Source organism: Clostridium sp. CM041 (assembly GCF_055081035.1).
The window spans coordinates 841,302-864,682 of record NZ_CM143648.1 but is presented as its reverse complement, the minus strand read 5'-3'; the positions used below and the strand labels follow the sequence as shown (position 1 = coordinate 864,682).

Annotated in this window: 20 protein-coding genes, 1 pseudogene and 1 riboswitch; of the genes and pseudogenes, 17 read left to right on the top strand and 4 right to left on the bottom strand. The window is 32.7% G+C overall.

What is annotated here, in order from left to right; genetic code table 11:
* Positions 1-31: 31 nt before the first annotated feature.
* Positions 32-340, bottom strand: a complete 309-nt coding sequence (locus tag ACWJJT_RS04170) for a hypothetical protein (protein ID WP_462953949.1) — start codon at positions 338-340, stop codon at positions 32-34.
* A 332-nt stretch (positions 341-672) separates the two neighbouring features.
* On the opposite strand from ACWJJT_RS04170, the gene ACWJJT_RS04165 reads away from it, so the two are divergent.
* The 8 genes from ACWJJT_RS04165 (at position 673) to ACWJJT_RS04130 (ending at position 5,988) form a co-directional block, all read left to right on the top strand.
* Positions 673-1,185: an RNA polymerase sigma factor gene (locus ACWJJT_RS04165; RefSeq protein ID WP_462956170.1), complete on the top strand. Its 513-nt coding sequence runs from the start codon at positions 673-675 to the stop codon at positions 1,183-1,185.
* On the top strand, positions 1,182-1,640 hold the full coding sequence (locus tag ACWJJT_RS04160) for a hypothetical protein (RefSeq protein WP_462956169.1): 459 nt from the start codon (positions 1,182-1,184) through the stop codon (positions 1,638-1,640). The genes ACWJJT_RS04165 and ACWJJT_RS04160 overlap by 4 nt, the downstream gene beginning before the upstream one ends.
* The gene (locus tag ACWJJT_RS04155; protein ID WP_462956168.1) at positions 1,621-2,151 is read left to right on the top strand and encodes a hypothetical protein; all 531 of its coding nucleotides are present in this window, start codon (positions 1,621-1,623) and stop codon (positions 2,149-2,151) included. The genes ACWJJT_RS04160 and ACWJJT_RS04155 overlap by 20 nt, the downstream gene beginning before the upstream one ends.
* Positions 2,144-2,449 carry a LiaI-LiaF-like domain-containing protein gene (locus tag ACWJJT_RS04150; RefSeq protein ID WP_462956167.1) on the top strand — a complete coding sequence of 102 codons (306 nt, stop codon included), beginning with the start codon at positions 2,144-2,146 and terminating at the stop codon, positions 2,447-2,449. The genes ACWJJT_RS04155 and ACWJJT_RS04150 overlap by 8 nt, the downstream gene beginning before the upstream one ends.
* Before the next feature lie 281 nt (positions 2,450-2,730).
* Positions 2,731-2,859, top strand: coding sequence for a hypothetical protein (locus tag ACWJJT_RS04145; RefSeq protein WP_462956166.1), 129 nt, complete (start codon positions 2,731-2,733; stop codon positions 2,857-2,859).
* A gap of 80 nt (positions 2,860-2,939) precedes the next feature.
* Positions 2,940-3,488, top strand: coding sequence for a ParB N-terminal domain-containing protein (locus tag ACWJJT_RS04140; protein ID WP_462956165.1), 549 nt, complete (start codon positions 2,940-2,942; stop codon positions 3,486-3,488).
* 156 nt (positions 3,489-3,644) lie between these two features.
* The gene (locus ACWJJT_RS04135; protein WP_462956164.1) at positions 3,645-5,207 is read left to right on the top strand and encodes a hypothetical protein; all 1,563 of its coding nucleotides are present in this window, start codon (positions 3,645-3,647) and stop codon (positions 5,205-5,207) included.
* 64 nt (positions 5,208-5,271) lie between these two features.
* Positions 5,272-5,988 carry a VCBS repeat-containing protein gene (locus ACWJJT_RS04130; RefSeq protein WP_462956163.1) on the top strand — a complete coding sequence of 239 codons (717 nt, stop codon included), beginning with the start codon at positions 5,272-5,274 and terminating at the stop codon, positions 5,986-5,988.
* A 46-nt stretch (positions 5,989-6,034) separates the two neighbouring features.
* Here ACWJJT_RS04130 and msrB read toward each other — a convergent pair whose 3' ends face one another.
* Positions 6,035-6,490: a peptide-methionine (R)-S-oxide reductase MsrB gene (msrB, locus tag ACWJJT_RS04125; protein ID WP_216303676.1), complete on the bottom strand. Its 456-nt coding sequence runs from the start codon at positions 6,488-6,490 to the stop codon at positions 6,035-6,037.
* Between the two features lie 245 nt (positions 6,491-6,735).
* Here msrB and ACWJJT_RS04120 point away from each other — a divergent pair, with 245 nt between their 5' ends.
* The 9 genes and pseudogenes from ACWJJT_RS04120 to ACWJJT_RS04080 all read left to right on the top strand — a co-directional run bounded on the left by ACWJJT_RS04120 (position 6,736) and on the right by ACWJJT_RS04080 (position 16,800).
* Positions 6,736-8,802 carry a penicillin-binding transpeptidase domain-containing protein gene (locus ACWJJT_RS04120; protein WP_462956162.1) on the top strand — a complete coding sequence of 689 codons (2,067 nt, stop codon included), beginning with the start codon at positions 6,736-6,738 and terminating at the stop codon, positions 8,800-8,802.
* Between the two features lie 55 nt (positions 8,803-8,857).
* Positions 8,858-8,920: pseudogene (locus ACWJJT_RS04115) on the top strand (hypothetical protein); the annotation flags it as partial.
* Positions 8,880-9,060: riboswitch (cobalamin riboswitch) on the top strand. Its footprint overlaps the pseudogene before it by 41 nt.
* 162 nt (positions 9,061-9,222) lie before the next feature.
* Positions 9,223-9,783 carry a bifunctional adenosylcobinamide kinase/adenosylcobinamide-phosphate guanylyltransferase gene (gene cobU, locus ACWJJT_RS04110; protein ID WP_462956161.1) on the top strand — a complete coding sequence of 187 codons (561 nt, stop codon included), beginning with the start codon at positions 9,223-9,225 and terminating at the stop codon, positions 9,781-9,783.
* A gap of 34 nt (positions 9,784-9,817) precedes the next feature.
* Positions 9,818-10,765 (top strand): ABC transporter substrate-binding protein, encoded by a 948-nt coding sequence (locus tag ACWJJT_RS04105; protein WP_462956160.1) that lies wholly within the window; start codon positions 9,818-9,820, stop codon positions 10,763-10,765.
* A 16-nt stretch (positions 10,766-10,781) separates the two neighbouring features.
* Positions 10,782-11,834 (top strand): FecCD family ABC transporter permease, encoded by a 1,053-nt coding sequence (locus ACWJJT_RS04100; protein WP_165414031.1) that lies wholly within the window; start codon positions 10,782-10,784, stop codon positions 11,832-11,834.
* A complete protein-coding gene (locus ACWJJT_RS04095; protein WP_462956159.1) occupies positions 11,835-12,599 on the top strand; it encodes a heme ABC transporter ATP-binding protein in 765 nt (254 codons plus the stop codon).
* A gap of 320 nt (positions 12,600-12,919) precedes the next feature.
* Positions 12,920-14,059: an O-antigen ligase family protein gene (locus ACWJJT_RS04090; RefSeq protein ID WP_462956158.1), complete on the top strand. Its 1,140-nt coding sequence runs from the start codon at positions 12,920-12,922 to the stop codon at positions 14,057-14,059.
* Between the two features lie 187 nt (positions 14,060-14,246).
* Complete coding sequence (locus tag ACWJJT_RS04085) at positions 14,247-16,301, top strand: alpha-amylase family glycosyl hydrolase (protein ID WP_462956157.1); 2,055 nt, start codon at positions 14,247-14,249, stop codon at positions 16,299-16,301.
* Between the two features lie 133 nt (positions 16,302-16,434).
* On the top strand, positions 16,435-16,800 hold the full coding sequence (locus ACWJJT_RS04080) for a hypothetical protein (RefSeq protein WP_462956156.1): 366 nt from the start codon (positions 16,435-16,437) through the stop codon (positions 16,798-16,800).
* Positions 16,801-17,154: 354 nt separating this feature from the next.
* Here ACWJJT_RS04080 and ACWJJT_RS04075 read toward each other — a convergent pair whose 3' ends face one another.
* Both ACWJJT_RS04075 and gltB read right to left on the bottom strand, forming a co-directional pair.
* Positions 17,155-18,591 carry a glutamate synthase subunit beta gene (locus ACWJJT_RS04075; protein WP_462956155.1) on the bottom strand — a complete coding sequence of 479 codons (1,437 nt, stop codon included), beginning with the start codon at positions 18,589-18,591 and terminating at the stop codon, positions 17,155-17,157.
* Positions 18,592-18,654: 63 nt separating this feature from the next.
* Positions 18,655-23,175, bottom strand: coding sequence for a glutamate synthase large subunit (gene gltB, locus ACWJJT_RS04070; protein ID WP_462956154.1), 4,521 nt, complete (start codon positions 23,173-23,175; stop codon positions 18,655-18,657).
* Positions 23,176-23,381: the final 206 nt, after the last annotated feature.

Genomic DNA, 23,381 nt, shown 5'->3' with positions numbered 1-23,381 from the left:
TAGGATAGGGAACAACCTATATTAGTATTAACTACAAATTTGTTGTTGGGTATTTTTTTTCAAATGCAAAATCGGTTACTCTACTTAATAGATAAATAGAACTGCCCAAAAACCCGATCTGTTCACCAGTTAGTAAATTTAATATAGATAATATACCTAATAGTAGAAAACTAAATCCCGCTATAACAGTTGAAACTTTTTGTTGTTTTAGATATTTATTTAGTACATTCTTGTCTTGAATGTTCATTTCTAGTATTTTTTTTTTGGTATTATAAATTCCTAATAAAATGAGTGTTATTCCTAGAACTATTATAAGTGAACTCAGTGCTAATTTAAACATACTGTTACCTCCCATCATATAAATACATTTGCGATAGCCTGACAGAGCTATTGCTTATTAAATCATCTCCTGCGGAGCTGTATATTAACGACTTCAGAAGGGGATTTATACTCTCACTGAAGTTTTCTATTTGTTAGGGTAAGTAACGCCTACTTATAGTAGGTACTCCCACTTATAGAAGTGGGAGACGTTCCTTCAGAAATGTCGTTAAATTGTACTTTATTTATATGGTAATTGTAACATTAATTTTAATAACATTACATTTTAAATGTTATAATTGAAGTGTTTTTTGTTTCTCAATCGTTATATTAAGTGTAAGGACAAAAAAGGGGGTGATGGTTGTTCAAAAAGAACAGTTTGCAAACTATATAAAACAATATGAACGTTTAATCATTACTATTTGTCTATCATTTACAAAAAATTACTTTGATGCAGAAGATTTGGCACAACAAACTTTTTTGTCTGCCTATACAAACTTTGGTAAATTTGATGGGGTAAATTTTAAAGCTTGGCTTACAACAATTGCAGTAAATAAATGTAAAGATTTTCTTAAAAGTCCTGCAAGAAAAATTCGCAGCATACCTGATGAAGATTTTGAGGGTATAAAGGATAAGGGGGAAACACCTGAGGAGTCGCTTTTAAAAAAGCATAGTAGCGAAAAAATATATAGTTTATGTAAGAAATTAAAAGAGCCTTATAGGGCTGTGTCAGTAAACTATTTTTGTGAAGATATTAAACTATCTGATATGGCAAAAGACACAGGTCAAAGTTTGAAAACATTGCAAACACATCTTTATAGATCCAAAAAGATGTTGAAAGTTTTATGGAAGGAGGAGTTTATGTGAGTGGTACATTATTTAAAGAAAATGGACACTTAACTAAAATATCAATAAAAGGGCTTAAAGAGGGATCTCTAAGTGATAATGAACTAATTTTATTATCAGAACATATTTGCCATTGTGAAGGCTGTGCTGATGCTTTAGCTAATAGTTTCGATGATAATGAACTTACTGATGCTCCTTTAGGATTTGAGCAGGAAATACTAAACAAAATAAAAAAGAAAAAAGAAAGCAATACTCAATTTATCTTTTATTCTCTTAGGGTAGTAATGGCAGCAAGTATAGCATTAATGTTTGTTTTTTCAAATCCATTAAATTTTGTGGCCAATGCTAAAAGTGAAACACTGGAGGTAACCCCTATGAGTTTAAGTACTATAAACGCAATTAATGAAAGTCTCAATAATTTCTCGCAAAAAATAATTAACTTGGAGGTTTTTAATAATGAAAAAGGAAAAAAGTAAATTTTTAACCTTTAGTTTTTCAATGTTACCTGGTGCAGGTCACATGTATATGGGATTTATGAAGATGGGTTTATCACTTATGGCAGCATTCTTCTTTTTAATATTTCTTTCTAGCTGGCTTTCGATAGGGCCACTACTATTCGTTTTACCATTGATTTGGTTTTATTCGTTTTTCGATTGTATGAATAAACGTTATTCAACGGATGAGGAGTTTTTACTTTTAGAGGATAATTATTTATTTTCTCTTGATGAATTAGTGAAAATAGATAAAGGAATGTTTAAGAAACACAGCTTGATTGCAGGGATATTACTAGTGTTTCTAGGCATTTATTTAATATGGAATAACATCATAAACACCTTACTTGGACGTATGAATATGTCGGGCGAACTATATAATCTTATTAATGATGTAACAAGAATGGCCCCTCAGATAATAATAGGTATTGTAATAATTGTTGTGGGTGCAAAGCTTATTATAGGTAAGAAAAAAGAGTGTGATATGAATGATTAAGGGACGTAGAGTAGGAACCTTTACTACCGGAATAGTTTTAGTTATATTTGGAATAATGTTTTTACTACGATTAATAAATCCAAGTATTAAATATTCACTTATAGCATCAATGTGGCCCCTAGTTTTAGTTCTACTAGGAATTGAAATTATTGTAGCCTATTTAATAAACAAAGAAGAAATAATGAAATACGATTTCGGCGCAATAATACTGATAATAATGGTATCATTCTTTGCCATGGGTATGGGGTGTATGGAGTATACAATAACTCATATTGAACAGTTTAGAACTGTATTTTAACGACATTTCAGAAGAGGTCTAGCTTTGCAGGAGATGATTTAAGTTGGGAATACCAGTACTTTAATATATTTAAGTACTGGAAAGTTTCGTTAAGTAAGTGGCAAATAATTTGTACCAAAAAATAGTTCAAAGCCCAAAAGTATGCTATTTCCTGCAATTGTAGGGTTTGAATTGTAACTTTATGCATACAATGATATAATAAATATATAGGTAAGAATAGTGATAAATAATAGTTAAGATTTACAAATAAAATTTTTAAATTTATGAATGGGGTGAAGTCTGTGTTAGCTTATAATGAAAATATTTTTGCAGTTAAAAAATATCTAAAAACGTCTAACATAGTCATAGGTAAATTTACTTGCGTGAAAACTAATATGAAGTTAAATTATAATATAGTTAAAAACACCTAGAAAGGGATATGAGCTTTCTAGGTGTTTTATTTTTGGAATTCAAGAGCTAAAATATGTACAATTAAAAGGAGAGTTTAAATATGAATAAGAGTGAGATTATAATTAAGGGATTGCCTGTAAAAACAAATAGGTTAGAGAATGGAGATGTTAATTTATTATTTAAAATAGGAACTTATGATGATATGAGTTCAATTTATAGAGTAATTGTCAAAAAAGATTATTGGAGAGATGCAGTAATAGGTATGAAGGATGTAAATTATTTTGTAATTAAAGGTGAATTAAAAGCGTGCGTAAATAGCAAGGGAACCCCTTTTATTTCAGTTGAAGCATCATCAATTAAAATATTCAATCTGTTAAAAGATGCGAATGGTCAAATAGATTTAAATTACGAAATGCCAATTGGAACAGACGAAATAATGGATATTTCAAAGTTAGTAAATGAAAATGAAGATTTGTCGATAAAACGTTCAAAAAACAAAGCAATAAATTATATGAAGAATAATAAAAAGTTTAACAAACCTATTGTTATTAAAAAAGGAAGCTTTGTAATTGTATCGGGCCATGATCAATATGCAGCAGCGCAAGAACTTGGAATAAATAACGTGCCAGTTTCATATGAAGAAAATTAGTAAGTCAAAATTATTTTTTTATTTTGCTATTTATATTAGTTTTTAATATTATCTACAGTCAGTGATGTGAATATGTTTGAACATAGTATGCAAACAGGCTATAATATATTAAATACAACATATTGTTTATTTTATATAAATGTTTGGAGGGAGAAAATGGTTTGCAACAGCTGTAAGAATGAATTTACTAATATTAATGGATTAAAATTTTGCCCATATTGTGGAGAGAAAATAGAAGAAAAAATAGATTTAGAAGATGAACAGCTTACTAATAAAAATAATAACAGGGATAAAGAAAAGACAGTTGGTGTGGACAAAAAAGAGGAAAAACATCAGGAGACGATAGCGATGCCTGCAATAACTGAGGAAAATATAAAAAAGGATAAAAGGGATAAGTTTTTTGCTTATTTAAAAAAAACATTTGTGCATAAGAAAGTAATTATACCTATAATATCATTATTAGTTGTTACCTCGGTCGCAGTCTTTGCATACACAGTTTTTATTGTTAAACCAGTGGATGAAGTGAAAATAAAAGACGACTTGCTAGGAAAAGTAGTAACTCTTCCTAAAGGAACAGTAATAAAAATAAGCAAAAATGATATGAAAAGCTTTAAGATAAATAGTAGGAATACATATAAGGGCAAGGATGACATAAAAGTAGATTTAACTTTAAACAATGGCGCTATTGAGGCAAAGACTTCTTTGGCTCTAGTATATAATGATGAAGGAAAAAATCAATGGAAGATTAGCCCTAAAATTATAGTTGAGAGCGTTAATTCATTGAAACCGTTGGTAGGTATGAATGAAAAGAAGTTTTGGGCTGGATTAAAAAAATTAAGTATTAATATTGCAGATATACCAAAAGCATTAGGTGGGCAAGATGTTACAAATCTTGGCATGGTTTCAAGAACACCGGATTTAGAAAACAAAAAAGAAGAAATTTTGGTGACAGCTTCTATAGACAGTGGACTTCTGGTTTCTACAGGAAAGATAAAGTGTAAGCTTATTTTTGATAATGAAACTTGGAGAATTGATACCATTGAAGAAAACAGCGCAGAAGGCTCTAAATTAGTCTTATCACCAACTTTTTCTGATGAAAAGGTTATTGAAACTATAAAAGAACAAGGAGTGGGAGAAACAGTATCCTATTCAAGTTTTTTTGGTGGTAAAGAGTTTGCTATAAATGATAGATTTACTAAAAACATTAATATATCTGATAAAAAGTTTGATGTACAAAATGGAACATTAATTGTTACTGCGAATAGGGAAAGTATAGTAGGAGAAATAAAGTTGGAATTATCAACTAATTATACTTTCTCAATATCTTTCGCCAATATATCTTTTTTAAATAGGTCAAAAACTACCGTTAATAGTGGGACAACAAACAATGTCTCTACAGAGGTAATAGTACCCTCTATTACAAATGCTGAAATTGAGGGGAGTAATCTTCTTTTCTGGTGGTCTAATAACCATAAAATAACAACGGAAGAAGCGAAGACCTTTAAATCTAATGAAATATTGTCTAAAAAGGGATTAGATAATATAAAATATGTTTATGGAAGTATTACTTATAAAGATGATAAAAAGAATGAAAACAAAAACGTTTCTTTTGTAGCACTATATTTTCTTGTTTACGATGCTGACAAGGGATATAATTGGAAATTAGATAAACTAGTTGGCGAAGATTCGCCCAATTATAAGGCATATAAAAATCAATAGATGGAACAATTTATTGCTTGGCTCATAAGATATTTTATAAATCTTATAATGCAAAGGAGCAGTTATGTATAATAGATATAATAGGATAAATCCGAGCATTGTTAGTTATGCAAGTGGAGATGTAAATGGTGATGGAATAACAGATGCTGTGTACTTAACAGGTATAAAGACACCAGATAGTCCATATATTCAAAGTATCAACCTTGTAATTCAAGATGGAATAACAGGTGGGTTTGCTAGTATACCACTTAGTGAAAATGCAGGATACAATCCTACACTATTTTTGGGGGATTTTACAGGAGATGGTGTAGAGGATATTTTAATAAGTATTGCAACAGGTGGTAGTGGTGGAATAATGTACTATTACATTTATTCGTTTATTAACAATGAAGCAAAATTACTATTTGACTTTAATGTATATAATGAGCAATATAAATACGAGGTTACTTATAAAGACGATTACAAGGTTGAAGTTATCAGTAAGAAAAATAATCAAAAATACATTATAGATATATCCAACAAGGACGCCGATTATTTAAATGAAATATACGACGAAAACGGAAAGCTAAAGAATCCAATCAACGGATTCGTTGATCCTATAAGCGGCTTATATCCTGTGGATTTTGATTCAGATAAAGTATATGAGCTATTGGGTTATCAAAAAATAGCTGGAAGATACCATGCAGACTCCTTAGGATATGTTTTAAATACTTTAAAATGGAAAGATAAGATATTTGCTTTGGATAATCAGCAAGTAGCTATTAATGGATTACAAGTATAGGTATACTTGTAACGACAGTTTTGGAGGAGAGCGAGAAACGCTCTCCTTATTTTTTGAATAATTCTAAGTAATCTCCATACCCTTCATCGCAGAGCTTATGAATTGGTATAAATTTTAGTGAAGCACTATTTATGCAATATCTTAATCCACCCTGGGAAATCGGACCATCGTTGAATAAATGTCCTAAATGACTGTCACCATATTTGCTCCTTACTTCAGTTCTCATCATACCATGGGTTGCATCCTTATTTTCTTTAACGTTAGCATCCTCAACAGGCTTTGTAAAACTAGGCCACCCACAACCTGAATCAAATTTATCAAGAGATGTAAATAAGGGCTCTCCACTATTAATATCTACATAAATGCCTTCTTCTTTATTATTCCAAAATTCATTTTCAAAAGATTTTTCTGTGCTGCTTTCCTGACTTACTTCAAACTGAATTGGAGTTAAGATCTTCTTTAGTTCTTCTTTACTTTTTTTAGTATAAACTTTATTATCCATAATAATGCCTCCTTAATAATGAGTATAATATTTATTGCACCAATTAATAGTTATTATATACTAAATACATTATAAGCAACAGGGGTAAAGATGTTTTGAAAATAGTATCCTGAGGGTATTAATTCTCTAGTTAATATAATTTATTTTTAATATATTTGGTTAATATGTAAAAGAATAAACTTTTAAAAATCGCACTATTTAATTATACTGTTCAAGTGTTATAATAAGTAAGGGGTGGTAATAAAATGTCGAAAAAAAATTTAAAAGTAATTCTTTTTACAACGATAGGGATTATATTAATAGTAATGGCAGTATTTATGTTTAATTTTTTTACAAAAGTAGATAGTGCAACAAAAACATTTGATACATATAAGAATAAGTGGGTAAAGCAGGATTTCAAAACAATGTATAGCATGCTTTCAGTTAAAACTAAGGAAACAATAACTGAAAAGGAATTTGTAGACAAATACAATGCTATTTATAGTGGAATAGAGGCTAAAAGTATATCTATTAATGTGGAGAATGAAGATAAAATTAAGGAAGGAAATAAAAAAGCTATAAATATACCATTTTCTATAGTTATGGATACTGCAGCAGGGCAATTAGAAATGCCAGGCTACCAGGCAACTATGGTGAAGGAAGAAATTAACAACAAAAATCAGTGGACATTGGTTTGGAATGAGAAAATGATATTTCCTAGTATGGAAGCGGGAGATAAGGTTAGGATAGAGCCAGAAGTGGCTATACGCGGAGAAATTTATGATAGGAATAAAAAACCACTTGCAATAAATGATTTAATTGTTACGATTGGAATAAAACCTATTACATTTATTAAAAATAAGGATGCTAATATATCGCAGATGGCTAAGATACTAGATATTGATGCTTCAGTTATAGAAAACAAACTAAAGGATAATGAAAATTCTGATCAATTTATACCGATTATTAACATATTGCGTAGTGAAAAAGTAAAAATAGATGGAGTTATGAAGCTTGACGGCGTAATCCAGAACAAGCCTAAAGGTAGAGTATATCCAGGTGGGGAAGCTTTGGGGTCGCTTATAGGATACATAAAGCCGATAACTGCGGAAGAACTACAAAAGAATTCTAGTAAAGGGTATAACTCATTTAGTTTAATAGGAAAGGCAGGTCTTGAACAGGTTTATGAAGACAAGCTTAAGGGTGAAAATGGGGCAACAATATATATATCAAAACAAAATAATAATAATAATAAGGTTGTAATTCTTAAAAAAGAATCAAAAGCAGGTGAAAATATAACATTATCAGTAGATAGTGAACTACAGAAGAAAATATATGAAGGGATGAATAAAGAGCCGGGAGCCAGTGCAGCAATAAATCCAAAAACTGGAGAGGTATTGGCTTTAGTAAGCTCGCCGTCATATGATTCAAATGCAATTACTACTTATGTTTCTAATACCCAAAAGGCAGAATGGGAAAAAGCAGGGGATCCATTTAAAAATAGATTTAAGGCTGTATATTCTCCAGGGTCTACATTTAAACTGATAACGGCTGCAGTTGGGTTAGAGCAAGGGAAGATAAAACCTAGTGAACTTATTAACATACCGGGAAACGAATGGCAACCAGATAAATCATGGGGACTCAATAAGGTTACTAGGGTTGGTGAACCGAGAGAGTCAGTGAATTTACAGGATGCATTTGTATACTCTGATAACATATATTTCGCAAAGGCAGCTCTTAATATAGGTAAAGAGGAATTTATAAAAGGATGCAACAGTTTTGGAATAGGTCAAAAGCTTCCAATAGATTATCCAATAGCAAATTCACAAGTAGCCAATGGTAACAACATTAAGAATGATGTAGCATTAGCAGATACTGGTTATGGTCAAGGGGAGGTCCTTATGAGCCCACTTCACCTTGCACTATCGTATAGCGCAGTTGTTAATGATGGAAATATTATGTCTCCAACTTTAGAAAGTTTGAATGAAAAGGTAAAGGCTAAGGTATGGAAAGCTAATGCAATTTCCGCGGATAATATAAAATTTGTAAAAGATGGTCTCACTGGAGTTATCGATAACCCAAATGGTACAGGTCATGCGGCAAAAGTTGATGGGCAAGCTCTCGCGGGTAAAACTGGAACAGCGGAACTTAAGAAAGATGACAAGGATAAAGCTGCAGAAGAAAATGGATGGTTTATATGTATGGATACAGCTAATCATAAAATAGTAGTATCAATGTTAATGGAAAACGTTAAAGAGAAAGGTGGAAGTCACCATGTGGTACCTATTGTAAAAGGAGTAATGGAATATTACTTAAATAAAACACTGAAATAGCGTTAGAAAGTAGGTAGAATGATTTACATTGCTTTAATATTTTTTTGATGTTACAATAAAAATAGTCAACTTAATAAAAATTGAATATTGTTTTAGGTGCCCTGTAACAGGGGTTAAAAGGGAAAGTGATTATAAAACCACTGCAGCCCACCGCTACTGTATTAGAGGATGAAATCCAAAGAACCATTGGGAAACTGAGAAGGTTGGAGAGTAAGATGATGCTAAAGCCAGTAAACCTGCCTATTGCTTGAAATTTTAGTCTTCGGAGGGAGGATGAAAAATGCGTAATTTAACAATAATATTGGGTTATCCAATATGTGAAAAATTCAATTGCATTATTCCACATCCTTGAGATGTGGTTTTTTTGTTTGGTGATTTTTTTATATAAGGGTATATTATTAAAATAATAAGGAGCACACTATGAAAAAAATTATACTTATAACAGGTGGCGCAAGGAGTGGGAAAAGTACATATGCTGAGAAGCTAGCTAAAGAAGAGAAGGGCAACGTACTTTATATTGCAACTTCAATTCCGTTTGATGATGAAATGAAGGACAGGGTAAAAAAACATAAAGAAAGAAGACCAGCTTCTTGGTATACTTTTGAAGGCTATAAGAATTTAAAACAGGTATTCTATAACGAAGAAATGCAGTTTGATACGATTTTATTAGATTGTATTACAATAATGACTACAAATCTTATGTTTGAAAAAGGGGGGGATAATTTCGATGATCTTAATAATCAAGCTATAAGTGCAATGGAAAAAGGGATTTTACAAGAGGTAGCAGTATTTCTTGACGAAGCAGAAAAAAACTTAAAAACAATAATTCTTGTAACTAACGAAATTGGCTCTGGAATTGTACCAGAATACAAGATGGCAAGGGTTTTTAGAGATATTGCGGGTAGAGTTAATCAGTATATTGCATCAAGGGCTCAGGAAGTTCATATGGTGGTTTGTGGTATTCCAATTAAAATTAAATAAGTAATTAAGAAATTAAAATTTATGGAGGTAACTTATGTTTAAAAGAAAAAGTATAATAAGTCTAGTTTTAGCTGTTTTTGTTTGTGTTGTATTTAGCGCGTGTGGTAGCAAGGGTGAGAATAAAGGGTCGCTTAATACTACTAAAAAGGAAACTAACGCTGTAGTATATCCGCTAAAGGTAGTTGACTCATATGATAGAACGGTCATCATTGAAAAAGAACCTAAAAGAATTATTACAATTGCACCAAATATAACAGAGGGAATATATGCACTTGGTAAAGGAAGCAGTGTAGTTGGTAGAAGTGATTACGATGATTACCCAGCTCAGGCCCTTAAGGTTACATCTGTTGGTGACTTATTGCAACCAAGTGTAGAGAAAATTGTTGAATTAAAACCTGATGTAGTTATTGTATCAGCTCTTTTTGATAAGGCTATTATTAAAAAATTAGAGGCTCTTAATATAAAGGTTGTAGCGCTTGGTGGTGAAGAAAATTTTAATGGTGTGTATGACACAATGTCAAAACTTGGTCAGGTTGTAAATGCTAGTGGGGAAGCCCAGACAATAGTATCAGATATGAAAAGGAAAGTTGCAGAAATAACTGATAAGGTTAAGGATGCTAAGAAGCCAACAGTGTACTATGTAGCAGGATTTGGCAAGAGTGGTGATTTTACAGCAGGAAAAGATACATTTATAGGTAGTATGATAGACATTGCTGGCGGAAAAAATGCTGCGGGCGACGTAGTTGGTTGGAACTACAGTGTAGAAAAGCTTGTAGAAAAGAATCCTGATGTGCTAATTTGTTCAAAGCTCTATGATTCAAAAAAAGGTATAGAAGCTACCAATGGTTACAAAGATTTGAATGCAGTTAAGAATGGCAAATTATTGGAGATTGATGAAAACATTATTGTTAGGCAGGGACCGAGACTTGCAGAAGGACTTGAAGCAATTGCTAAATTAGTTCATCCTGAACTTTTCAAATAAAAGGGGTTAAATAACCATGACGTTTATAGAAAATAAGAGTTATTATCGACGAGTTTTTGCAGTAGGGGTATTTTTACTCCTAATTGTAATGATTGTAGCAACAAATTTTGGGGTAGCAGATATTTCTTTAAAACAGACAGCCCTAATTATTATAAGCAAAATTCCAATATTAAATAACAGTGTATCCTTAGATGGAATTAATCCTACATCTGCAATCATATTGGTAAAGTTAAGACTTCCTAGAATCATTTTATCCTGTTTAGTAGGAGCAGCACTTTCAGTGGTTGGTACTTCTTTTCAGGGTATTTTCAAAAATCCAATGGCAGATCCATTTATTCTCGGAGTTTCATCAGGGGCTGCACTTGGGGCCACTATAACCATGGTTTTTCTTAATGAAATCAATTTTTTAGGGATGAGCATGGTGGCATTCAATGCTTTTGTAGGTGCTATAATAACTACTTTTTTGGTTTATAATATTGCGAGAGTCGGTACTAAAGTTCCAGTTACCACACTTTTACTATCGGGTGTTGCCATAAATTATTTATTATCATCCATTATTTCATTAATGATGACCTTTAATAGAGATAATATTGAAAAAATAGTTATGTGGACGATGGGAAGTTTTTCAACGGCTGGATATCACGAGGTAATTTTACTGTTTATAATAGTAGTTCCCTCAATTTTATTTATTTTTACATTTTCAAGAGATCTGAATATTATGGTTCTTGGAGAAGAGAGTGCTAGAAGTCTTGGTGTAGATGTAAATGGATTAAAAAAGTATATACTTTTAATAAGTACTTTGATGGTGGCAGCAGTCGTATCTGTAAGTGGAATAATCGGATTTGTAGGCCTTATAGTGCCGCACTCTATTAGAATGATTTTTGGACCAGATAATAGGGTGGTTATACCATTTTCTGCGCTTGGTGGAGCTATATTTTTAATAATTTGCGATACGCTTGCAAGGGCAGTAGTGCCTCCATCAGAAATACCAGTTGGAATTATTACTTCAATTTTTGGAGTTCCATTTTTTATATATTTATTATATAGAACAAAAAAGAAGGCGATGTAATTGATAGAAATAAATAACGTAAGTTTTTCCTTTGAACAGGAAGTATTAAAGGATATTAGTATAAACATAGAAAGAGGAAAATTTCACACTATTCTAGGTCCAAATGGTTCAGGTAAAACTACCCTTCTAAGGATATTATCAAAATCACTGCAACCTGAAAAAGGTAAAGTTTTTATTGATGAAAAGGACTTAGCCCAAATGAAATCAAAGTTTTTAGCAAAGAAAATAGCAGTGGTACCGCAAAGCACAGAAATCGAATTCGATATTTCAGTACAAGATATAGTTCTTATGGGAAGAACGCCTCATATTTCTAGATTCTGCTCAGAAAGTGAAAAAGATATGGAAATAGCTATAAAAGCTATGAAAATGACAAACACTTGGAGTCTTAGAAATAAAAGCATAAATGCATTAAGTGGCGGAGAAAGACAACGAGTGGTAGTGGCAAGAGCAATTGCCCAAGAAACAGGAATAATTCTTTTAGATGAGCCTATTTCTCACCTAGATATTCATCATCAAATTGAAATGATGAATCAATTAAAACAATTAAATGAAAATAAAAACATAACAATAATTGCTGTGCTACATGATTTGAACATAGCGGCTGCATATAGCAATCATATGATACTAATGCATGATTGCTTAGTTTACAAAGATGGAACTCCAGAGGAAGTATTAACAGAAGATATAATTAAAGAGGTTTACGGATTAGATGTATATATAACTAAAAATCCTAAAACGGGTAAAACTTTTATTATGCCATTTTAGTAGCAAGGGTAATCCTTTGCTACATTTATTTTTTTGAAACAATATGGGAAAAGAGATATAATGGAGGAAGGGGATAATAAAAATGATATCCTACAGATATTTTAGTCGGTGTAGCTTTAGGGCTTATATGTTGTAGAATAATAATATACCCTTTTAATAAAGTAAACAATAATACCAAGGCTAGTATATAATAGAAAGAGGTGACAAGGTTAATATTAGTACTTAATGGAATTGCAGTTTACAAAATGATAAGGTATTCTCTTGGGCACTTATCATTATGCTTACGGAAAAAATTTACTAGAGATGAAGGTGGCTTTATTATGGGTATTTTAGTTTTATTAACAATCATTTCTCCTTATACGACCATAATACCATTATTATATATGATATATATGGTGTTATTTAAAAAAATTAAGATAGATAAAAATTATTGGAATATAGGACTTTGCTTACTATTTATTTGGTCTTTAATAGTAGGAGTTATAAATTATAGTTTTACATCAATTGTTGCATCGTTTGCTCTCTTTATATATCTATGTGTTAGTATTTTTTTGCAAAATTATTGTAAAAATGAAAATATGGTGGAAAAGATATATATGCATTTAGTGTTTTTTTCTCTCTTCTCAGCAATTTTTGGAATTATTGAGAGAGTGTTATATGAGTATTTTAATTTTAATATTTGGGGTGGATTTCTTCAAAGCACAGCTCAGCCAGCAGTTAATGGTAGAATATATAGCACCTTTGGAAATCCTAATGTAGCGGGGAACTGGTTTGCTATAATGATTCTTGTAGGTATCTATTTTTGTAGCATTAAATCTAAAACTGCAAAATTATTTTATGAGACAGCGACAATCCTCTTTGTTATTGCATTGTGTTTAACGGGATCGCGGGGTGCTTTTATGGGGCTATTATTTGGCGTTTTTATATTTTATCTACTTAAAGGTAATAAAAAAGATATATGGCTGTTTATCACAATATTTATAATTACGGCTGTAATTACTTTTGTACCACCAGAAATGCTTAAAAATTTAACCGGACATGATTTCGATACCTCATTCAATAGTCGTTTTGGAATATGGGATGGATGTTTAAAAATGATAAAACTTAAGCCTTTTACGGGTTGGGGTATTATGGGGATAACTGACCATGGAGAAAGCTTCATGAAAGGGTATTATTATGCAACCTTATACCACGGTCACAATATCTGGATTACTATTATGACAACACTTGGAGCTGTTGGGCTTCTCATATATACCTATATGAAAATTAATTTATTCCGAAATTTAAAGATACTTCATGCACAAAATTGTAGATTAGTTCCAATGCTGGCGGGTATTCAAGCTGTAATAATTGGGCATGGACTGGTTGACTTTACAATGATTGCACCACAAGCTGGGTTATTATTTATAGCTAGTTCAGCTATAATAAACGCCCTTATAAAACAAGATAATATCAAGTGAGAAAATTATAATAGATATAATAATTTCATTATTAATAGACTAAATTTAAGTCGTTATATTATTTTTGAGTTTATTATTTATTTATTTATTTGAAGAACAAAGGAATTGATAATATTTAGTCGAATTAGATATATTAGTAATAAATATTTTGGCTTGCAATAATTTCAAATACGAAAGGAATTTTTAAATGGAGGATTATAAAAATAAAAACATCAAAATAATAGAGATTGATCCATATCTCAAGCCGTTTGAAAGTGATATTAGGTTTAGAGTGGACCGTTATACATCTTGTAAAAAAGAATTACTTGGTAATAATAAAAGCTTTGACTCTTTTGCGAGTGGCGACTTATTTTACGGGTTCCATTTAATTAAGGGGGGATGGGTTTATAGAGAATGGGCCCCTATGGCTGATGCTCTTTATTTAATTGGCGATTTTAACTCTTGGAATCCTCAAACACATCCATTGATAAGAAAAGAAAGTGGAAATTGGGAGATTTTTTTGCCAGGGGTACAAGCCCTAAAACATTTATCCTATGTTAAGGTAAGGGTAGTGGCTAAAGGTGTATCAAGAGATAGAATTCCTCTTTATATTAAGCGGACGATGCAGGATCCTATTACTAATGATTTTGTAGGACAAATTTGGCAACCAGACTTTGAATTTAAGTGGCGGGATAGTGAATTTCATGTTGATAGCGAATTGCCATTGTTTATATATGAGGCTCATGTAGGTATGTCCCAGGAAAAAGAAGGAATGGGTACTTTTAGCGAGTTTACAGAAAATATTCTTCCAAGGATAAAGGCTGCTGGTTATAATACTGTGCAGCTTATGGCGGTAATGCAACATCCATATTATGCCTCTTTTGGTTATCAAGTATCTAATTTTTTTGCTGTTTCATCTTGGTTTGGAACCCCTGAAGAGCTTAAAGCATTAGTTAATGCTGCCCACCTTATGGGAATTGCGGTATTACTTGATTTAGTACACTCTCATTCAATTAAGAATATAGCTGAGGGGATTAATGAGTTTGACGGAACTGATTATCAATTCTTCCATACTGGAGTTAAGGGGAATCATCCAGCATGGGGTACAAAACTTTTTAATTATGGGAAGCCAGAAGTTCTTCATTTCCTTTTGTCGAATATTAAGTTTTGGCTAGAGGAATACCATTTTGATGGTTATCGATTTGATGGTGTGTCATCGATGTTATATCACCACCAAGGGCTTGGAGTAGTGTTCTCGGATTACAGTAAATACTTTAGTATGGATACGGATATAGAAGCAATTACTTACCTTCAATTTGCTAATGACTTAGTAAGAGAAGTAAAACCTAATGCAGTAACTATTGCAGAGGATATGAGCGGAATGCCTGGAATGTGTCTGCCAGTTGATTTTGGTGGCATTGGCTTCGATTATCGTTTGTCTATGGGAGTGCCTGATCTTTGGGTGAAATTGTTAAAAGAACTGCCAGATGAAAAATGGAGCATGTGTCAGTTGTGGCACGAGTTAACTAATAGACGGCCTAAGGAAAAGAATATAGGGTATTCTGAATCACATGATCAAGCACTTGTAGGTGACAAGACCTTAATGTTCCGTTTAGGTGGAAAGGAAATGTATTCTCACATGCTAAAAAGTGATGATAATTTAATAATAAATAGAGCAGTAGAACTTCATAAACTTATTAGATTTATTACTATAACTTTAGCTGGTGAAGGCTATTTAAATTTCATGGGGAATGAATTTGGTCACCCGGAATGGATTGACTTCCCAAGAGAAGGTAATAATTGGAGTTATAATTACGCAAGAAGACAATGGAGTCTAATGGAAAATAAAGATCTTAAGTATGAATATTTGTCAAATTTTGATAAAGAAATGTTAGTTTTATTAAAAAGATATAATGTTTTAAGTGCAACAGACCTCCAAAATCTTTGGACTGATGATAAGCAAAATATGATTGCTTTCAGAAAAGGTGAATTAGTATTTTTATTTAATTTTAATCCATCTGCTTCTTTCTCAGAATATGAACTACCTACTGGCGAGATGGGTGAATATAAGATTATCTTTAATAGTGATGAAACGATATTTGGTGGCCAACACAGAATTGCAACAGATTATATATACAGCGCGAAAACATTACGAAATAAGGGGAATAAACCTGGGATTATAGTGTATTCACCTAGTAGAACTGTGCTAGTTCTAAAGAAAGTTATTCAAATGAGTGACCCCTGCCCGGCAATGGAAGGGTAGAAAATCATGAATTCCTAAAAGTAATGATATGTAATATATGACAAAATAAAAACACCTAGAAGAAATTCTTCTAGGTGTTTTTATTTTGAAAGATTTGAAAGTAGCTTATAGAAGAGGTATTGTTAAAACATAATTGGAAATATACTCATTCTCATTTATATTCTATATTGACATTTTGGAATATTTTGATAATCAGTTTTCTGTTGGAACTTACACTTTCATTAATCAAAAAATGCAAAGAAAAAAAGCAAATGAGGTATTTATACATTGCATTTATGAACTTGTAGGTTGCTTTGGGATTGGGTACAGTAAAGTTGATGAGGAAGATAAAATATCTTACTATATGGAGGCATCTGCATATTTACATACAGCTATATCTATATTACCTTTTACGTCCTATGCTAACGTTGAAAATAAAACTGGAGAGGCTTTCTCGTTATTTACATTTTTCGCAAGATACAAAGTTAAGTCAACATTTATGGATTTTCTTAAAGACTGAAAAATATAAAAGATAAGCAGAAGGCTGTGTTTAAACTTTCGGCTTATCTTTTATATTATTAAAATACATACCATATGATGTGCTAATTACTATATAGTATGAACTTTCTCCGAAAGTGACTTCAAATAAGAAGAGCAGAAACATTGAAAATTCATTTAGTAATTCTTCTTTTGGCAATATAAAATTCTCGTGAGCCTCCTGTAAGGAAGGCTAGGGAACCGGCTGTAAGCCGAATGTGAGCGTTAGAGAAATTTATATTGGCAAAAGATTAGAATTATTTGATGGAATTTCACGTTTCAAGCTCTTATTTCGAATCACGCAGGAGAGATTTCATACTGATTGTACTATTTGCTCTTACCCCCTTAATGAAGTTTCCCCCATTAAATACTTGTCAATATTTTTAGTAACTGCGCGACCTTCATATATTGCCCAAACAACTAATGATTGGCCCTTTTTCATATCTCCAGCTGCAAAAACGCCTTGTAAATTAGTCATATAATTATCATCTACAATAACGTTTCCGCGGTTATCAAAGTCTAAAGCTAAGTCCGTAAGCATACCTTCATGTTGTGGATGCAAGAAACCCATAGCTAAAATAACCAAGTCAACTTTGAGCTCAAATTCTGAACCTGGTATTTCACTCATTTGTTGCATGCCTTTTTCATTACGTGTCCACTCAACTTTAGATGCATGGAGCGTAGTAACTTTGCCATCTTCACCAGTGAATTTTCTTGTAGTAATATTCCAATCGCGGTTGCAACCTTCTTCATGAGAAGTAGTAGTTTTTAGTGTTCTAGGGTATGAAGGCCATGGCATTGTGTCGTCTCTATCTACAGGGGGCTTTGGCATAATTTCATATTGATATACGCTCTTAGCTCCTTGCCTTATTGCAGTTCCAATACAATCTGAGCCAGTATCTCCGCCTCCGAGTACCAGTACAACTTTGCCTTTAGCATTTATTTCGCTAGCTTCTATTGTTTTGCCTGAAACCCTTCTATTTTGTTGTTTTAGATAATCCATAGCAAAATGTACACCTTTTAATTCTCTGCCTTCAACTAATAAATCTCTAGGAATTGTACTACCACCAGTTAAAGCTACTGCATCAAATTCAGATAAAAGAGTGTCTACAGAATAATCAACTCCGACATTTACATTAGTTTTAAAGCTAACTCCTGCCTCAATCATAAAATCCACTCTTCTTTTAACTATACTTTTATCTAATTTAAAATCTGGTATGCCATATCTTAAAAGCCCGCCTATTTCATCGTCCCTTTCAAAAACAGTTACATCATGGCCTACAGAATTAAGTTCATCAGCTGCCGCAAGGCCCGATGGACCCGAACCAACAATAGCGACCTTTTTACCAGTCCGAACTCTAGGCTCTAAAAGGTTTGTCCATCCTTTTGAAAATGCTTTTTCTATAATATTTAATTCTATTTCCCTTATTGCAACAGGGTCTCCATTAACTCCTAATGTACATGAACCTTCACAAGGGGCGGGACAAATCCTGCCAGTAAACTCTGGGAAATTATTTGTAAGGGTTAATCTGTTATATGCTTTTTCCCATTTGTCTTTATATACCATGTCATTCCAATCTGGAATTAAGTTTCCTAGAGGGCAACTCCAGTTACAAAAAGGAACACCACATTCCATGCATCTTGCACCTTGCTGACGCAGTTTTTCAACTGGAAATTCTATGAATAATTCTTTAGAGTCCTTAATTCTATCTTTTACAGGGCGTTTATTTGCAGTTTCTCTTTTGAATTCTTTGAAACCATGCAATTTTCCCAAATTTAACACCTCCAAAAATTGAAAACTGAGAACCGTCCCTAAAGAGAGACAGTTCTATAGCTTCTATTTACCTTCTAATATTGCTTTGTAAGCGGTTGGTATTACTTTTTTGAACTTTAACTTGTATTCTTTCCAGTTATTTAGAATTTTACTTGCTTTATGGCTGTTAGTTGCTTCAAAATGTTCTTTTATTATCGAATGGAGTTGTAATAAATCTGGTTGTGAAGTTATTAATTCTACCTCTATCATTTCCATATTACAGTTTGATTTTAATGTTTCATCTTCGTCGATAACGTATGCTATACCACCGCTCATTCCGGCTGCAAAGTTTCTTCCTGTTCTTCCGATAATAACTACAATTCCACCTGTCATATACTCACAACCGTGGTCTCCAATTCCTTCAACTACAGCCTGGGCTCCTGAATTTCTTACTGCAAAGCGTTCGCCTACTAATCCGTTTATAAACAACTTACCAGAAGTCGCTCCATAAAGAATTGTATTACCCGCGATGAAGTTTTCGTCTTGAATAAAACTGCAATTTTCTGGTGTCTTTACAATTATTTTAGCACCTGATAACCCTTTGCCAACATAATCATTTGCATCTCCTACTAAGTTTAATGTTAATCCATTAGCACCAAAGGCTCCAAAACTCTGACCTGCTGCCCCAACAAAATTTAATGTTATTGTATCGTCAGGAAGTCCAGCGGCGCCATATTTCATAGCAATTCTTCCACTTAACATTGCACCAACAGAACGATTAACATTTTCAATTTCTAAATTAGAGGTGCTTTTCATTCCATTTTCTAGGGATGTTTTTGCCATTTCAATAAGCTTGAAATCTAAAGAAGTATCTAACCCGTGATCTTGTGATATTACACAGTACCGCTTAATCCTTTTGGGCATATCAGGTTTATATAGAATATTTGATAAATCTAGTTCCTTTGCTTTCCAGTGGTCTATAGCCTTTTTCTGATTAATTTTATCTACTCTACCTATCATTTCATTCATAGTTCTAAAACCAAGTCTCGCCATATGCTCTCTTATTTCCTTGGCAATAAATGTAAAGAAATTCACCACGTATTCAGGTTTTCCCTTAAAATTCTTACGAAGTTCTGGATCTTGCGTAGCTATGCCCATATCACAAGTATTCAAGTGACAATTTCTTAGCATAGTACAACCGAGCACTACAAGAGCTGTAGTTGCAAACCCAAATTCTTCTGCTCCAAGAAGTGCTGCAATAACAACATCACGTCCTGTTTTAAGCTGACCATCAGTTTGAACGGTTACTCTGCTTCTTAAATTATTTAAAAGCAATACCTGCTGGGTTTCAGCAAGTCCAAGCTCCCAAGGTAGCCCCGCATGTTTTATTGAGGAAAGTGGGGAAGCACCTGTTCCTCCATCATGACCACTTATTACTATAGCGTCTGAATGTGCCTTAACAACTCCGGCGGCTATGGTTCCAACACCTAACTCTGAAACCAATTTTGTACTTATTCTGGCCCTAGGGTTTACACTCTTTAGATCATGAATAAGCTGAGCTAAATCTTCAATAGAATATATATCGTGATGAGGTGGTGGGGAAATTAAATCAATCCCAGGGGTTGAATGCCTTAGCCTAGCTATATTTGCATCAACTTTTTTGCCTGGGAGTTGACCACCTTCACCAGGTTTTGCTCCTTGAGCTATTTTTATTTGTAATTCGTCTGCATTTACAAGATATTCAGCAGTTACACCAAATCTACCGGAAGCTATTTGTTTAATTGCACTTCTTCTTAAATCACCATTTTCATCAACTTTGAATCTTTCGGCATCCTCTCCACCTTCACCAGTGTTGCTTTTCCCACCAAGCCTATTCATAGCTATAGCCATAGTTTCATGGGCTTCCTTGCTGATGGACCCAAAGGACATTGCACCTGAGCAAAAGCGTTTTACTATTTCACTAATTGGTTCAACACTTTCTATTGGAATTCCGTTCCCATAATTAAGTTCAAATAATCCTCTAATTGTACATAAGTTCTTGTCCTGCTCATTTATCACTTTTGCATATTCTTTATATAAATTATAATCATTTGATTTTGTAGCAACTTGAAGTTTAAAGATTGTATCCGGGTTAAATAAGTGGTGTTCTCCACCTTTTCTCCAAGAATATGCCCCTCCAACATCAAGTTCAGCTATAGGTTTTCTTAATTTGTTGAAGGCATTTTTATGCCTAATTAATACTTCTCTTGCTACGGTATCTACACCAATTCCACCAATTCTAGAAGAAGTTCCACCAAAATATTTTTGCAGTAAATCAGAACTTAAGCCAACTGCGTCAAAAATTTGTGCTCCATGATAACTCTGTATAGTTGAAATTCCCATTTTTGATAATATTTTCAGAAGCCCTTGTGATATTGCATGTATATAGTTTTCATGGGCTTTTTCTATAGAAACATTTTCTATATCGCCATCATTTATAATATTATCAATAGACTTAAATGCAAGATATGGATTAACACCTGTTGCCCCATATCCAATTAATAAGGCAAAATGCATTGTTTCTCTAGCTTCTCCTGTTTCGACTATAATAGAAACAGAGGTTCTGGTCTTTTTGCGAGTTAAGTGCTGCTGAACGGCAGATAATGCAAGTAAGCTTGGGATTGCAGCATCATAAGAATCTACTGATTTATCACTAAGAACGATAATATTATAGCCTTCTTCAATTCTTGCAGATGTTCTTTTGCATAGCTTGTCTAGGGCATCTTTAAACCCTTCAATTCCAGTATCTGCTTTAAAAGTTATGGGAATTGTTGTAGTTTTAAAAGCGTTATCTTTTAAATTTTTAATCTTAGCTACTTCTAAATTAGTTAAGATAGGGCTCTTTATTTCTATAAATGGGTTATCAGTAAGATCTTGATTTAAAACATTATCTTGAGACCCCAAATAGTTCATAAGTGACATTACCATTTTTTCTCTAATTGGATCTATTGGTGGATTGGTAACCTGAGCAAAAAGTTGCTTGAAATAAGCAAATAAGAGTTGAGGCCTATTAGATAATACAGCCAGTGGTGTATCATTTCCCATAGAGCCAATGGGTTCCTTACCATCTCTTGCCATAGGAGATAGTATAATCCTTAAATCTTCTAGAGAATATCCAAAGGCTTGTTGCCTTTCCTTTAAAATATCTTTGTCTATTTTAACGTCATTAATTACAGCATCAAAATCTTCTAGATAAAGCTTATTTTTTAAAATCATTTCACCATAAGGCTTGTTTGTGCAAACTGTTTTTTTTACTTCTTCATCTTCAATTATTCTGCCTTCATTTGTATCAATCAAAAACATCTTTCCTGGTTGAAGCTTGCCTTTTTCTTTGATATTCTCTGGTTTAAACTTAAGTACTCCAGCTTCAGATGCAAGAACAGCAAAGCCATCCTTTGTTATTATATATCTTGCGGGCCTAAGTCCATTTCTATCGAGTGTTGCACCTATTCGAATACCATCTGTAAATGCAACAACAGCAGGACCGTCCCAAGGTTCAATTAACGAACCATGATACTCATAAAAAGATTTTTTATAATCTTCCATATCATTATTTGACATCCAAACTTCAGGAATCAACATCATTATGCTATGAGGTAGAGATCTTCCATCCATTTTTAAAAGTTCTAACATATTATCCAGGGAAGCTGAATCGCTACCATTAGGGCTAATAATTGGGAATAATTTCTTTATGTTCTTTCCATACACCTTGGACTTTAAAACTCCTTCGCGAGCATTCATCCAGTTTCTATTTCCTCTAATTGTATTTATTTCGCCATTATGAGCCAAATATCGAAAGGGTTGTGCTAAATCCCAAGTTGGAAAGGTGTTTGTACTATATCTTTGATGAACAAGGCAAATCGCACTCTTAAAATTTATGTCTTGTAAATCAATGTAAAATCCTTTTATTTGGTCGGCAAGTAAAAGGCCCTTGTAAACAATTGTTCTGCTAGAAAGACTGCAGATATAGAAATATTCTGTGCTTCTATTAACCAATTTGATTACTTCTCTTTCTGCTCTTTTTCTTATAATATAAAGTCTTCTTTCAAATTCTTCTTGAAGTTGCTCATCTGTTAGCGCCGGATCTTTAAAATTTGATCCTAAAAAAATCTGTCTAATTATTGGCTCTGTTCCTTTTGCTGTGTCTCCAATGTTTCTATTATCTATAGGAACAGATCTCCAACCTAATATTTTTTGTCCTTCTTCTTCGGCAATTCTTTCAAGTATTCCTTCACATTGAAATCTTAATGCAGGTTCCTTTGGCAAAAAAATCATTCCTACGGCATAGCTGCCTGCCATTGGTAACTCTAGGCCTAAATTGTCACAGCTAATCCTAAGAAATTCATCAGGAATTTGTACCAAAATCCCTGCACCATCTCCAGTTTTAGGATCTGCACCCACTGCACCTCTATGAGTTAAATTCACAAGAACTTTTAACCCTTTTTTTATAATACCGTTGGTTTTCTCACCTCTGATATTTGCTACAAAGCCAACGCCACAATTATCTTTTTCAAAGGCCGGATCATACAATCCTTGCTTTTCAGGATAACCAATGCTATTACTCATGATATTACCCCCTTTTTCATTTTATAAATGAATTTTATAAATGAATTATATAAATTGTACCATGATTTTATGAAAATGCAAGTTTCATTTTAAAAAAAATCATATTTAACAAATTATACTTAATGAATTGTATTTAAAAAATAACAAAAGCAACAAAAATTGAAATTAATTTCCAATCTCTGTTGCTAGTGAATTATATGATACGT